This window comes from Massilia sp. NP310, assembly GCF_019443485.1.
In the GTDB taxonomy this organism is placed as follows: domain Bacteria; phylum Pseudomonadota; class Gammaproteobacteria; order Burkholderiales; family Burkholderiaceae_D; genus Telluria; species Telluria timonae.
Genome location: NZ_CP080379.1, coordinates 1,330,104 through 1,344,844, shown reverse-complemented (window position 1 = coordinate 1,344,844; position 14,741 = coordinate 1,330,104). Strand labels below are relative to the sequence as shown.

Here is a 14,741-nt window from a genome sequence, read left to right as displayed (position 1 = left end):
ACACTTAACCCTGGGTGGATAGGGTTTGCTTGTAGCGTTTGCCTGCGATGGTGACGTTATCGAGCGTGACGTCGACGGCGTTGTGCAAGAACCACGGTTTGGCCGTATTGCGCGGCGTGCCGAAGTCCGAATCGCTGATGCGCACGCGGGCGATCGGCGGGATGGCGGTGCCCGGCTTGCCGTTGAAGCTCGACGCGACCGGTCCCAGCAGCACGAAGGCCTGGTAGCACGAGAAGCTGCCCTTGCCGGTATCGACGTTGGAGGTGCGCACATTGCTGATCTCGATATCCGACACTTGCGGCGGGCGGATGCGCATGGTGTCGTCGCCCGGCACGTAGTCGCAGTCGATCGTGATGATCGCGCCCGCCGTCGAGGCCACCGGTTCCTTGATCTCGCGCGCGCCGGGCAGCGGCTTGTACAGCATCGGCTCGGTCGCCACGCCATGCGGCAGCGTGACGTCGCGCACGTACAGGTGGCGCAGGAAGCCGCCCCGGTTCATATTGGTCTTGAGCCGGATCGCGGTGTTGAGCGGGTCGTCTTTCCAGTGGATGTTGCGAAACTCGAGCTTCTCGGCATACACGTGCTCGATGCCGCCGGCCATCTCGCTGCCGAGGGTCACGCCGCCATGGCCGCTGTTCATCACGCAGTTGCGGATCACCACATTGCGCGTCGGTCCGTGGCCGGTGTCGAGGTTCTTGCCCGCCTTGATCGCGATGCAGTCGTCGCCGTTGTTGAACAGGCAGTCGTCGACCAGCACGCCGTCGCAGGACTCCGGGTCGAAGCCGTCGCTGTTCGGTCCCAGGCTCTCCATGTTCACGCGCCGGATTAACAGGTCGCGGCAATCGACCGGATGGTGCAGCCAGAACGGCGCCGCGTTCACCTGGTAGCCCTGCAGCAGCACCTTGCTGCATCCGATCAGTTCGATCATGCACGGGCGCAGGAAGTGGCCGTGGCCGAACACGCGCTGCTCGACCGGCACGCCGGCTTCGGACAGCGCCGGCAGGTAGCGCGAATCGGTCTGCCAGCGGCCGCCTTCGCCCTGGATCGCGGCCTGGCGCTGCGCATCGATGCCGGGAACCACCTGGTCCAGCGGCGGGTTGTTCGGGTTCGCATGGACCTCGGTGCGCTTGCGCACCGGCTTGCCGCGGCCCTTCCAGTCCCACCAGCATTCCGGCTGGTCGGCAAAACCCGCCTCGAACGGCACGCCGCCCTGGCCGTTGAGGATGCTGGTCCAGTCCTCGCCGGTGAGGGCGATATTGGTCTGGTTGAGCGCATACACCATCGGCGAGTAGTTCAGGCAGTCGTTGCCCTGCCAGCGCGACAGCACCAGCTTTCCGTTCGCGCCGCAGTCATGCTCGCCGTGGCGCGCGTAGTGGGCCGGGTTGGCGGCGAAGTGCACGCGCGCGCCGGCGGCCAGGTGCACGTGCACGTTCGAACGCAGCACGATCGGCCCGGCGCAATACCACTCTCCCTTGGGGATGACGACCCGGCCGCCGCCCTTGGCGTGGCAGGCCGCGATGGCGGCGGCGATCGCGGGATAGCAGTCCGGGGAGCCCGGCGCCGGCGTGTCGAGGGTCCCCTCGACCAGCGATTCGGTCTGGCCCTTCACCTTCACCAGCGCGCAGGGCCTGGCGCCATGCGCCGTGATGGGGAAGTCCTCGTCGCGAAACGCCAGCGGCGTGGCGAAGCGGGCCACGATGTCGGCCGCGCGCCGCCATGGGTCGGGGCGGGCAGCGCCGGGCAGGGCACGGGCGGCGCCATCCTGGTGGGCACGGGCGATGCTGGCGGCGCCGAGGCCGGTCATCATCAGCGAGGCGGCGGGGACGGTGCGCAGCAGCGCGCGTCGTTTGGCTTGGAATGGCATGTCGGTCCTTATCGTTGTTGCGCCAGGCTGACGCGCACCGGGTTGGCGTCGCGCGCGGCCTGGTCTTGCGCCACCTGCTGCCACCTGGCGCGGGTGGTGATCTCGCCGGCGCGGCTCCAGGCGCCGCCGGCGTAGTAGCGCAGCGGCTGGCCGGGCGTGGCCGTGGCATAGATCAGTTCATTGAGCGGGTCCTGGGCGAAGCCCTCGGCGGCCGGCAGCACGACGGCGGTGCCGAAGGCGTCGTTGCTCTTCTGCTCCACCCACTGCAGCAAGACCTTGCCGTCGCGGCCGACCTGGATCTTCGGATCCTGGCCCTTGTCGCCCGGCGTCTTGTTCAGGCCGATGGCGACGGTGAGCGCAGCCGTGTCTCCGGCCGCCGTGGTGAAGGTGCTCTCGATCCGGTCCAGCCAGTGGCCGGCATCGACCGTGAAGCGCTTGACCTCGCTGACCTGGCGGCCGCCCGCGTCCCATGGCGCGTAGTGGAGCTCGAACACGGCGCGGATCGGTCCGTTGGCCAGGATCTTGTAGCTGGCCCAGTTCACGCCCGTGTGCAGCGTCTCACCGATCCAGATGCCGCTACCGCCGGCGCCGCGGGACTTGCCGACGTTGTACATGTCCATGCCTTCGCCCTGGTCCTTGTGGTAGTGGTCATGGCCCTTGTTGTACCAGCGGTCGACGATCGGATAGTCGACCCGCTTGAACCACAGGTCGAGGCCGCTGGTCACCAGCACTTCCTTGACCACGCCCGCGGGCGCCGGCGCGGCCAGCGCCGGGCCATAGGTGCGGTGCGCCGCCTTGTCGTTCTCCCAGGCGAAGTCGTCGAGGCGCTCCGGGACGTGGCGCGCGAACGCCTTGACCGGGAATGGCGGCGCCACGCCGTCGATGCGCTCGATGGTGAAGCTGGCGCTCTTCTCGCCGGCGGCGAAGCTGTGCTGGAACAGCAGCTCGCCATAGGCGATGCCTTCGTTGTTCGGGTCTTTCGCCTGCGGCGCGATATTGGTCACCTGGTGCGGCAGCACCCGGCCGCGCGCGTCCTTGACCGCGATCTTCTGGATCATGGCGCCGGGCAGGGCGGCGTTGACGTCCTTCCAGGCAATCGCGATGGTTTCGGACGGGCGCGCGATCGCCAGGTCGTGCTGCACGCTGACGTCGACCTTGTCGGCCGCCTGCGCGGCGCAGGTGGACAGGACGAGCGGCGCCCCCAGCAGGCTTGCCAGTACGAGTCGTTTCATGGTGTCTCCCGGATCAGTGGTGTTCGCGGTAATCGGTCTTCCCGCCCTTGGGCAGGTAGTGGTAGGTGCGGACCTTGTGCTGGATCTCGAACGCCGGGTTGCTCACCAGGCGGATGATCTCGGCGCCGGCCAGCAGCATCGGGCCGTAGCCGTGCAGGGCGTCGACGCTGGTCGGGCGATGGTAGTAGTAGACCATGTCGCTGGCCAGGGTCGTGCCGACGCAGGTGCCTTCGACCTGGCCCAGCGAATTGATGCGGGTCGACAGCGCGTTCCAGCCGGTCTGGGCGATCGAGCCATAGGTGGTGGCGCTGATCCAGCCTTCGTTGACGGCGTGCGCGAACACATAGGTGAAGATGGCGCTGGCCGAGGTCTCGAGGTAGGAGTCGTTCCGGTCCAGCATCTGGTGCCACAGGCCGCTGCCGCTTTGCAGCTCGGCGATGCCCCTCAAGGAAGCGCGCAGCTGGGCCAGCACCTTCGGATAGCCGGGGTGGTCCTTCGGCAGCACGTCGAGCAGGTCGGACATCGCCAGCACCGCCCAGCCGTTGGCGCGCGCCCAGTAGAAGCGCGGCGCGTCGGGGTGATTCGCGTGCCAGCCGTGGGTGTACAGGCCGAGCTGCGGGTTGAACATGCGGCTCGACATCCCGATCACGTTGTTGACGGCGTCGTCGAAGTAGGCGCGCTCGCCGGTCAGGCGGCCCATCTCGGCCAGCGCCGGGATGCTCATGTACATATCGTCGGCCCACAGCGAAACCTCTTGCGGACGCTTGCGCGCCATGGTGCCGTCTTCCAGCCGGAACTGGCGCTTATATACCCAGTCGCTGCAGGTGTCGATCATGTTCTTCAGGTCGGGGCCGACCTTGGCGAAGCGGGCCCGGATCAGGGCGGCGCACATCGAGCCGCTGTCGTCGAGCGAGCGCGGATCGAGGAAACGCGAGAAGCTGTTGGCGCGCTCGAGCTTGAACTTCTGTTCCTGGGCGCGGAAGTAGGGAAGGGTGTCGCTGAAGAACTGGAAGTGACGGCGGGTCATGCTGGTGAAGCCGGCGTCGCCGGTGACCTGCGCCGCCTTGAGCAGGCCCGAATGCACCACGCCCATCTCGTACACCTGGATGCCGTAGTCGCCGGCGCTGCGCTCGAAGATGGCATCCGCGACCGGGTTTTTCATGTCCGTGATCGGCTGGCCGGTGCGCTTGCTGACGATGCGCGTCGGGGTGGCGCGGTCCATGAAGGCCCGGATCGACTGCAACTGGGCGGTGACTTCGGCCACCACCGGCTTTTTATACGGAATCGGGTAGGTGCCTTCGCCCGGATCGCCCAGGTTGCCGTTGTCGGGGTTGCGGTACTTGCCCTCTGCCAGGGCGGGTCCGCAGGCGAGCGCGCAGCCCAAGAGCGCTGCAAGCAGGTGCAGGGTGTGGCCTTTCATGTGTCTCCAATCGCTTTGTTGTATTACCGGATATCGGCATGTGCTTCAGCTACCGTACTTCTAGTATTGCTGGCTTGCATGGTGCAGGTCCAGGACTGCGTGATCGTCTTGACACTGCTTATCTTGCGTTTTGGTCAGGCCATTCTAATTTGGTCCGGCCAAAATCGCAAGGTGGACTAGCCGCATTCGATTTATTTATGGCATACTAAAAATGACCCTCCCCAATCAGCCAAAAGACAGGCAAAGAGACATGAACCACCAAGTTCCGCGCACCATCCGCATGCAGGCCAGCGACAACGTCGCGATCGTCGTTAACGACGGCGGCCTGCCCGCCGGCACCGCATTCCCGGACGGCCTGGTGCTGCTCGAAGGCGTCCCGCAAGGCCACAAGGTGGCGCTGGCGGACCTGCAGGATGGCGACGCCGTGATCCGCTACGGCGTGACCATCGGCTACGCCGACGGCGCGATCCCGCGCGGCAGCTGGGTCTCGGAACGCGTGCTGCGCATGCCGGCCGCGCGTTCGCTCGACGACCTGCCGATCGGCACCCACGCCGTCGATGCCGGGCCGCGCCTGGAAGGCTATACGTTCGAGGGCTACCGCAACAAGGATGGCTCGGTCGGTACCCGCAACATCATGGCGATCACCAGCACCGTGCAGTGCGTCTCGGGCGTGATCGACTACGCCGTCAAGCGCATCCGCGAAGAACTGCTGCCGCGCTACCCGAACGTCGAGGACGTGGTGGCGCTCGAGCACGTGTATGGCTGCGGCGTGGCGATCGACGCCCCCGGCGCCGACATCCCGATCCGCACCATCCGCAACCTGTCCAGGAACCCGAACTTCGGCGACAGCGTGATGGTCGTGAGCCTGGGCTGCGAGAAGCTGCCGCCGGCGCGCCTGTTCCCGGCCGGCGCGATCCCGATCGGCAACGCCGCGCCGTCGGTGGTGACCCTGCAGGACCAGCAGCACGTCGGCTTCATGTCGATGATCGATTCGCTGATGCGCACCGCCGAGCAGCACCTGCAGGAGCTCAACGCGCGCCGCCGCGAAACTTGCCCGGCGTCCGACCTGGTGGTCGGCGTGCAGTGCGGCGGCAGCGACGCCTTTTCGGGCGTGACGGCCAACCCGGCGGTGGGCTTCGCCACCGACCTGATCGTGCGCGCCGGGGGCGCCGTGATGTTTTCCGAAGTGACCGAGGTGCGCGACGGCATCGACCAATTGACGGCGCGCGCGTCGAGCCCCGAGGTGGCGCAGGCGATGGTGCGCGAGATGCAGTGGTACGACGATTACCTGGTGCGCGGCGGCGTCGACCGCAGCGCCAACACCACCCCCGGCAACAAGAAGGGCGGCCTGTCGAATATCGTGGAAAAGGCCATGGGCTCGATCGTCAAGTCGGGCAGCACCGCCATCACCGGCGTGCTGTCGCCGGGCGACCGGCTGCAGCAGAAGGGCCTGATCTACGCCGCGACGCCCGCCAGCGACTTCATTTGCGGCACGCTGCAGATGGCCGCCGGGATGAATGTCCACATCTTCACCACCGGGCGCGGCACGCCCTACGGCCTGGCCGCGGTTCCGGTCATCAAGGTGGCCACCCGCACCGAGCTGGCGCGCCGCTGGCACGACCTGATGGACCTCGACGCCGGCAGCATCGCCAGCGGCGACGCCACCATCGAGGACGTCGGCTGGGAGCTGTTCCGCCTGATCCTGGACGTGGCCAGCGGCCGTAAAACCTGGGCCGAGCACTGGAAGCTGCATAATGCGCTTGCGCTGTTCAATCCGGCGCCCGTGACCTGAACACCTATTATTGGAGACCCGAATGACCGCTGCAGTACAAAACAAGACCGGCAAGCCTTTCAAACGCATCCTGCTGACCGGCGCCGCCGGCGGCCTGGGCAAGGTGCTGCGCGAGCGCATCAAGCCCTGGGCCGAGGTGGTGCGCCTGTCCGACGTGGCCGAGATGGCCCCGGCCGGCCCCGGCGAAGAGGTGGTCCAGTGCGACCTCGCGGACAAGGAGGCCGTGCTGGCCTTGCTCGACGGCGTGGATGCGGTGCTGCACTTCGGCGGCATCTCGACCGAGAAGCCGTTCGAACCCATCATGCAGGCGAATATCCTCGGCGTGGCCAACCTGTACGAAGCGCTGCACAAGGCCGGCACCCGGCGCGTGGTGTTCGCCAGCTCGAACCACGCGATCGGCTACCACCCGGTGACCACGGTGCTCGACGCCGATTCGCCGACCCGTCCCGACAGCTACTATGGCCTGTCCAAGGTCTTCGGCGAGCAGATCGCCCGCTATTACTACGACCGCTTCGGCATCGAGACCGTCTGCGTGCGCATCGGCTCGAGCTTCCCGGAGCCGGCCAACAAGCGCATGATGAGCACCTATCTGTCGTACGACGACCTGACCGAATTGCTGCGCTGCTCGCTGTTCGCCCCGCGCGTCGGCCACACCATCGTGTATGGCGTGTCCGACAACGACAGCACCTGGTGGGACAACCGCCTGGCCTCGCACCTGGGCTACAAGCCGAAGGACAGCTCGGCGAAGTTCGCCCACCTGTTCCCGGATTCGTCAGAGTTCCCGGCCAAGGACGACGTGACCACGATGTACCAGGGCGGCAAGTTCCTGCTCGACGGTCCGCAGTATTGAGCCGATGATCGAGCGCCTGGTCTTGCGCAATGCCAGCCTGGTGGCCGAAGTCGCGCCCCAGGTGGGGGCGGACTGGCGCGGCTGGACTGGATTGCCGGTGGCGAGGCAAGCGCGCTGCTGCGCGCCTTGCCATCCGACGCAAGCGGCGTCCCGACGCCCTCGCAGCTGGCGTGTTTCCCGCTGCTGCCATGGTCCAATCGCATGGCGTCGTCGGGCTTCGCCTTCGAAAGCCGACAATACGTGCCGGCGCCGAACCGGGCCGGCGAGCCGTGTCCGATCCACGGCGACGGCTGGCAGCAGGCCTGGCAGGTGGCGCATCACACGGAGTCGGTCTTGACGCTGACCCTTGCGCGTCCCGATGCTTCGCCATTTTCCTATGAAGCCGAGTTGCACTACACGCTCGACGACGCAGCGCTGGTGGTCGATCTCGCGCTGCGCAACATCGGCGCGCTGGCACTGCCGTTCGGGATCGGCCTGCATCCCTGGATGCCAGACCCGCAAGGCGCGCAGCTCGAAGCTTGCGCTGACGGAGTGTGGTCGAGCGGTCCGGATAAACTGCCGCTGACCCGAGGCGACATACCCGATCACTGGCGTTTCGACACGCCTGCCGCGCTGCCGCAAGACGGTGTCGATCACGTGTTCGACGGCTGGCCGGGACGGGCGCGCATCGCCTGGCCGGCGCGCGGCGTGGCGCTCGAGATCGAGGCCGACATGGACTACTTCATCCTCTATATTCCGGCGGGACGCGATTTCTTCTGCTTCGAGCCGGTGGATCACCCGGTCAACGCACACAACCTGCCGGGCCAGCCCGGCCTGACCGTGCTCGCGCCTGGTGCGACGCTGCGCCGGCGCTTCACCTTCCGCGGCGCGTGCCTATGAAACTCACTCATCTTGCCGCCGCACTGGCGCTGGCCGCGGTGCTGACGCCGGCCAGCGCGCAGTCTCCCTATAACGCCGAAACCACCTACCGCAAGCTGGTGCGCGACTACCCGCAGATCCGCATCGCCAGCGCCGAGGCGCCGGCGCCGGTGCGGGTCCGCAAGGACCTGGTCTATGCGCGCCGCGCCGACCTGGCGCTGGCGCTCGACCTCTACCTGCCGGCACCCGATGCAAAGCCCGCGCCGCTGGTGCTGCTGGTGCACGGCGGCGGCTGGGGCGGCGGCGAGCGCACGAATATGGCGCCGCTCGCGGCGCGCCTGGCGGCGCGCGGCTATGCCGCCGCCACCGTCAGCTACCGCCTGTCGGGCCAGGCCCGGTATCCGGCCGCGATCGACGACGTCAAGGCGGCGCTGGACTGGCTGCGCACGCGCGCGGGCGAGTTCGGCGTCGACGCGGACCGGATCGCGCTGGCGGGCGGTTCGGCCGGCGGCCAGATCGCCGCCCTGGTCGGCATGACGCGTCCGCAACACGTGGGCGCCGTGGTCAATATCGATGGCCTGTCCGATTTCACCTCGCCCGAGGCGCTGCGCCATGAGGACGATCCGGCCAAGAAACCGTCGGCAGCCGGCGCCTGGTTCGGCGGCCGTTACGCCGAGAAAGCCGCGCTGTGGCGCGCCGCCTCGCCGTTGACCCACGCCGGCAAGGACAGCCCGCCGGTGCAGTTCATCGTCAGCAGCGTGCCGCGCTTTTCCAGCGGGCGCGAGGCGCTGGCGGCCAGGCTGGCCGCGCACGGCATCGCGACCGACACCGTGGCGCTGGCCGGCGCGCCGCATTCGTTCTGGCTGTTCGATCCCTGGCTGGCGCCGACGGTCGACGCGATGGACCGTTTCCTGGGCCAGCAGCTGGGCCCCATGCCGGCGCGTGCGCCGTGGTCGGCCGACCTGGGCGACGGCCGCTACCGCAACCCGATCCTGCATGCCGATTATTCCGATCCGGACGCGATCCGGGTCGGGGAACGCTATTACATGGTCTCGTCCAGCTTCGCCAACGCCCCCGGCCTGCCGCTGCTGACCTCCAGCGACATGGTCAACTGGGAGCTGGTCGGGCATGCGCTGCCGCAACTGGCGCCGCAGGCGACTTTCGCGACGCCGCAGCACGGCACGGGAGTGTGGGCGCCGAGCCTGCGCCACCACGACGGGAAATTCTGGATCTTCCATCCCGATCCGGACCATGGCGTCTACGTCAGCACCGCGACCGACTTCGCCGGACCCTGGAGCACGCCGCACCTGCTACTGCCCGGCAAGGGCATCATCGACCCGGCGCCGCTGTGGGACGACGATGGCCGCGCATGGCTGATCCACGCCTGGGCCAGGAGCCGGGCCGGCTTCAACAACGTGCTGACCCTGCGCCGCATGGCGCCGGACGGCCGCAGCCTGCTCGACGGCGCGGGCCGGGTGATCATCGACGGCAACCGCCTGCCGGGCTACCGGACCCTCGAGGGTCCCAAGCTGTACAAGCGCGACGGCTGGTACTACGTGTTCGCGCCGGCGGGCGGCGTCGAGCATGGCTGGCAGTCGGTGTTTCGTGCGCGCCGCATCGAAGGCCCGTACGAAGACCGGATCGTGATGGAGCAGGGCGCCACCGATATCAACGGCCCGCACCAGGGCGCCTGGGTCACGACGCCGCAGGGAGTCGACTGGTTCTTCCACTTCCAGGACCGGCGCGCCTATGGCCGCGTGGTTCACCTGCAGCCGCTGCGCTGGATGGACGGCTGGCCCCTGATCGGCGAGCCGTCCGCCAAGCCGGGCGTGGGACAGCCGCTGCGCGAGCACGCCAAGCCGGTGCCGGGAGTCTTCGCCCGGCGCGAGCCGGCGGTCGGCGACGAATTCGACGGCCCGGCCCTCGGCCCGCAATGGCAATGGACGGCCAACCCGCAAGCCGGCTGGCATGCGCTGGACGCGCGCCCCGGCTTCCTGCGCCTGCACGCGCAAGCGGCGGCGCCGGTGCGCCAGCTGGCGTCGGTGCTGACCCAGAAATTCCCGGGTCCGGCGTTCGGCGTCACGGCGAAGGTGGAGTTGCGCGCGCGGCAGGATGGCGACCAGGTGGGGCTCGGCGTGATGGGCCTGGCCAGCGACTGGTTCGGCGTGCGCCGCGTCGGCGGCCGGCCGCGCATGGTCGGTGTGCGCTGCGGCCAGGACGGCGCCTGCGCCGAGACGGTCGGCCCCGTATTGCCTGCTTACGCGGTCACGCTGCGCATGCACGTGACGCAGGGGGCGCGGGTGTCGTTCTCGTACAGCACGGACGGCCTCCAGTACACGTCCCTGGGCGAGCCCTTCGACGCCACCATGGGCCGCTGGGTCGGCGCCCAGGTCGGCGTGTTCGCGACCGGAACGCCGGGCGCCTACGCGGACCTGGATTACCTCCGTATCAATCCCTGATCACTTGCCGGCGCCCGCGTGCCCGCGCACATGCGCCGGGACGGCGGCCGCCGGCAGCGGCGCGAACGCATAGGGCACCTCGAACGCTGGCGCGGCATCCACGCCGCAGCCGGCCAGCGGCGCGCCGTTCAGCAGCGAGCCTGTGTCGCTGAAGCTCCCCGCGTCCGGCCCCTGTGCGAACGGCTTCACGGCGTCGGTGCAGCCGCGCGCATTGGTCACCTCGAAGACGTTGGCGTGGGAAACGATGCGCGCCTGGCGGGCCACCCCGACGCTGTAGTCGTGGCGGTAGGCCGCATGCTTGCGGTCGCCGACGTGGTAGTTGTTGAACAAATGGACCTGGCCGAAGCACACCCGCGGCGCGCGGCTGGCAATGAATTCGAACAGGTTGTTGCTGACGGTGATGCGCAGATGGCCGGCATCGCCTTCGGCCCGGTCGCTGGCGCCGATCAGCGTGTTCTTGGCATGCAGGGCGAAGTGGTTGTACGAGACCGTGACGTAGTCGCTGGCGTCGCGGATGTCCAGCGCGCCATCGTGGCACTGCCGGGTCTTGCCGTCCACGACCGGCAGCGTGTCGTCGGTCAACGGGGCGTCGGTGAAGCTGTTGCGGTCGACCCAGACGTGGGTGGAGGCGACGATGGCGATGGCGTCGAACTCGACATTCCAGTTACCGTCGCCGTCCTTGGGGTCCCAGCGCGGCGCGACGTCGCAGGGATTGCGCAGGTTCAGGTTGCGAATGATGACCTGCGACACCCTGGTCACCGTCAGGTGGGCGTTGACGAAGCCGGATCGTGGCCCGAGCCCGACCAGGGTGGTGTCGCCCGGCAGCGCGACCCGCCCACGCCTGGACTGGTCCGCACGGTCGGCAAAGGGCCGGCCTTCGCTCATGTCGATCACGCCGTCGACCTGCACGATGCGGCTGCCTTCTACCGACTTGCCGAGCGCCCGGCGCAGCTGGGCGGCGTCGGTGACGGTGAAGACGTTGGCGGTCGGTGCGTCGGCGCCGCCGCGGGTGCCGCCGGCCTGGGCCGCCCAGCCGTCGGGCGGCGCCGCCTGGCGCGACATGGGGGCGAAAGAAGCGGCGCGCGGCGCGTCGCTGGCGCAGCCGGCACTGCTTGCGGCGAGCCACAGGATCAGGAACTTGGACAGGTGCTTCATGGCGCTCCAGGATACGTCGTTACCCCCACCGGAGGTAACGACTTTTCGCGCAGGCGAGAACGACGGGCTTAGAACGTGTAGTCGGCGCGCAGCGTGAAGGCGCGGCCGATCGGCTTGGCGATGTTCTGCGCGAACACGACGCGCGAGGACAGGCGCTGGTTCGACAGCGGCGGATCGGTGTCGAACAGGTTGTTCACGCCGGCGCCGAGCTTGAAGTTCTTCGACACCTTGTAGGTGGTCGACAGGTTGTACACGCGATAGGGCTCGATCACGTTGTAGAACGGCTGGCCCGGTTGCTGGGTCGGCAGGGCGTTGGTGTCTTCGTAGCTCGACGTGTACTGCTGCGTCAACTGGGCGAAGAACGGGCCGTAGCTCCAGTTCACGCGCGCCTGGTGCTTCCACTTGAAGATATACGTGTTGGCCGAGGTCGAGCCGGTGGACAGGGCGCCGATGCGGCCGACGCTGTCGACCCATGGGCTGCCTTCGTCGTTCTGGCCCTCGTAGCGGTCGGTGTAGGTGCCGTCCATCGAGAAGCCGAAGCGGCCCCAGTTCGCGGTCGGCACCAGGTAGTTCAGGCCGATGTCGACGCCCTGGGTCTTCAGGCCGCCCATGTTCAGGCGGGTCTTCGTGATGTACGCCAGCGTGCCGTCGGGATTACGCACGAACAGGTCGCCGTAGCGGTCCAGGTTGTCGAAGATCGAGTCCTCGTTGATCTGGGCGATCGTGCGCTTCATGTCGATCTTCCAGAAATCGACGGTCGCCACGAAGTTCTTGACCGGTTCGATCACGAAGCCGACCGTGTAGGTCTTCGACTTCTCCGGCTCCAGGTCCGGATTGGCGCCGACCAGCGTCGTCAGGCGCGTGTTGCAGACACGTTCCGCGTCCAGGCCCAGGCCGGCGAAGCGCGGATCGGTGGTAAGAGAGCCGGAGCCGGCCACGTTCGGGGTCGGGCCAGGGCACAGCAGCGGGTCGTCCCAGCTCGAAGTCGACGGCTGCAGGCTGCGCGGCACGCCGTACAATTCGGGCAGGGTCGGGGCGCGGAAGCCCGTGCTGACGGTGCCGCGCACCATCAGTTCCTTCATCGGCTGGTAACGGAAGCTGGCCTTCGGATTGAAGGTCGAGCCGAAGTCGCTGAAATGGTCGCCGCGCACCGCGAAGTTCAGGTTGAGCGCTTTCGTGACCGGCGCATCGAGTTCGGCGTACAGGCCTGAGACGCGGCGCGCGCCGCTCGGGTTGTTGCCCGGCGTGCCATTGACGCGCCATACCACCTCGTCGCCGATCATCGGCACGTTCTCTTCGTAGGTCTCGCGGTGCCAGTCGCCGCCGACCGCCAGTCCCAGGGCGCCGCCCGGCAGGTCCATCAGGGTGCGGCTCAGGTTGAAGTCGACGCCGTAGTAGCGCACGTCGGCCTTGCGGAAGACTTCACCGTCGGCCGAGATGCTCTCGAGGTAGGCGCGGCCGGCCTCGTCCTGCGCGCCAAAGGGGTTCAGGATGCCGTTGGCGACGCCCGCATACACGGCCGGCGTGCGCACGAAGTTTTCCTTGAAGCCGCTGTCGCGATGGCTGTAGCCGTAGGAGGCGCCCACGCGGTAATCCCAGGACGCGACCTGGCCCTCGTCGGCGATCACCAGGCGGTGGTTGGTCTGCACGTCGTGCAGCTTGACCGGGCCGAGTTCGTCCAGGCTCCAGGTCAGCGCCAGGTCTTCGCCGTTCAGGCCGGCCACCGCCGGCACGCCGCCGCTGCCGCCCGGATACCATTTGCTGGCGGACGTCATCATCAGCGGGCGGCGCGAGGCCGTCAGGCGGTCATAGTCGGTATTGTTGCCGAAGGGCTGGGGACCGCTGACGGCATCGATGTACGAGCGCGCCAGGTTCAGCTCGACGGTGAGCATCTTGCCTTCGCCGTGCGCCAGGCTGGCCTTGGTGAACAGGGTGACCTGCTGGTTCTCCGGCAGCAGCTCCGGGTAGATGCTCGGATCGGTGATGCAGGTGTTGCCGCCGTTGGCATTGGTGCGGGTCGACGGCACCGTGGTCTGGGCCAGGCCCGGCGCCACGCAGCCGTTCGCGAAATAGGGGTTGCCCGTGATGTTGGCCGAGCGCCCGTTGCGATAGATGGTGAAGTTGGCCGGCGAGGCGGAGCCGCCCGAGGTGTTCGAATTGAACGGCGTGCCGCCCAGCGAAGCGAGCTTCGCGGCGTCCCAGATCTGCGGCCGGTCACGCTGCAGCAGCGAGTCGCGGCGCTGGGCGCTGAATGCGGTATAGACGTTCCAGCCATCCCTGGCGATGTCGCCCTTGCCGGCCACGATGGTCACGCGCTTCTGGTCGCCGCCGCCGGATTCCTGCGGCTGCACGGTGCTGGCATGCAGGGTCACGTCCTGGACCGAGCGTTTGGTGATGAAGTTGACCACGCCGGCGATGGCGTCGGTGCCGTACAGGGCCGAGGCGCCGTCGCGCAGCACTTCGACCCGTTCGATGGCGGCCATCGGGATCACGTCGACGTTGACCGAGCTCGCGCCCAGCGCCTCGTTGGCCAGGCGCCGGCCGTTGAGCAGCACCAGCGTGCGGTTGGTGTTCAGGCCGCGCATATTGATCATGGTGCCGCCGCCTCCGCCGCCCACCGGTTCGTTGGTCGCGGCCACGGTCAGGGCCACCGCGACTTCGGACATCGTGGTCAAGCCCTGGTTGACCAGTTCCTCGGCCTTGTAGGTGGTCAGCGGCAGCGCGTTCTCGGTCGCCAGGCGCTTGATCGAGGAGCCGGTCACCTCGATGCGCTGCATCGGCGCTTCCTGCGCCGTGGCGAGGTTGGCCAGGGTCATCGCGGCGAGCGCGACGGCTGAAAGGATGAAGCGGGGTTGATTGGTCGTGCGAAGGTTGTTCACTGCGTGTCTCCTGCCTGTAGTCGTCGAATGCGTCCGGATGTGCCCCCGGCTCGCCCGCATGTGTGCCCCGGTTCCGCCGGGTCGTCGATGATTGGTATGGAAACAATTCTACTTTGGTCAGACCACTTTGGCAATCTGGACGTGCCGAAATTTAATCCGGTCTAACCTTTGTGGGTGAGATGGGCGAGCGCAGGCCCGCGCGGAGCGCGCGGGGCAGGAAGTGGCCGCGCAG

9 protein-coding genes are annotated in these 14,741 nt (G+C 68.0%); 4 read left to right on the top strand and 5 right to left on the bottom strand.

Translation table 11 applies throughout. The features are described from left to right. Positions 1-4 precede the first annotated feature (4 nt). The 3 genes from KY496_RS06010 to KY496_RS06000 are packed head-to-tail and all read right to left on the bottom strand — an operon-like array spanning position 5 to position 4,516. Entirely contained in the window at positions 5-1,864 is a 1,860-nt protein-coding gene (locus tag KY496_RS06010) for a glycoside hydrolase family 28 protein (protein ID WP_219864206.1), read from the bottom strand. A gap of 8 nt (positions 1,865-1,872) precedes the next feature. Next, a complete protein-coding gene (locus KY496_RS06005) occupies positions 1,873-3,096 on the bottom strand; it encodes a DUF4861 family protein (protein WP_219864205.1) in 1,224 nt (407 codons plus the stop codon). A gap of 13 nt (positions 3,097-3,109) precedes the next feature. Continuing rightward, a complete protein-coding gene (locus tag KY496_RS06000) occupies positions 3,110-4,516 on the bottom strand; it encodes a glycoside hydrolase family 105 protein (RefSeq protein ID WP_219864204.1) in 1,407 nt (468 codons plus the stop codon). A gap of 250 nt (positions 4,517-4,766) precedes the next feature. On the opposite strand from KY496_RS06000, the gene garD reads away from it, so the two are divergent. From garD to KY496_RS27055, 4 genes are all read left to right on the top strand, one after another. After that, entirely contained in the window at positions 4,767-6,308 is a 1,542-nt protein-coding gene (garD, locus tag KY496_RS05995) for a galactarate dehydratase (protein WP_219864203.1), read from the top strand. 22 nt (positions 6,309-6,330) lie between these two features. Further along, positions 6,331-7,158 carry an NAD(P)-dependent oxidoreductase gene (locus KY496_RS05990; protein ID WP_219864202.1) on the top strand — a complete coding sequence of 276 codons (828 nt, stop codon included), beginning with the start codon at positions 6,331-6,333 and terminating at the stop codon, positions 7,156-7,158. A gap of 126 nt (positions 7,159-7,284) precedes the next feature. Beyond that, a complete protein-coding gene (locus KY496_RS05985) occupies positions 7,285-8,037 on the top strand; it encodes an aldose 1-epimerase (RefSeq protein ID WP_219864201.1) in 753 nt (250 codons plus the stop codon). Further along, the gene (locus tag KY496_RS27055; RefSeq protein WP_229520440.1) at positions 8,034-10,475 is read left to right on the top strand and encodes a family 43 glycosylhydrolase; all 2,442 of its coding nucleotides are present in this window, start codon (positions 8,034-8,036) and stop codon (positions 10,473-10,475) included. The genes KY496_RS05985 and KY496_RS27055 overlap by 4 nt, the downstream gene beginning before the upstream one ends. Here the strand turns inward: KY496_RS27055 and KY496_RS05970 are convergent, their stop codons facing one another. Together KY496_RS05970 and KY496_RS05965 are read right to left on the bottom strand one after the other, a co-directional pair. Beyond that, a complete protein-coding gene (locus KY496_RS05970; RefSeq protein WP_219864200.1) occupies positions 10,476-11,630 on the bottom strand; it encodes a polysaccharide lyase family 1 protein in 1,155 nt (384 codons plus the stop codon). A 68-nt stretch (positions 11,631-11,698) separates the two neighbouring features. Beyond that, entirely contained in the window at positions 11,699-14,509 is a 2,811-nt protein-coding gene (locus tag KY496_RS05965) for a TonB-dependent siderophore receptor (protein ID WP_184235929.1), read from the bottom strand. Positions 14,510-14,741: the final 232 nt, after the last annotated feature.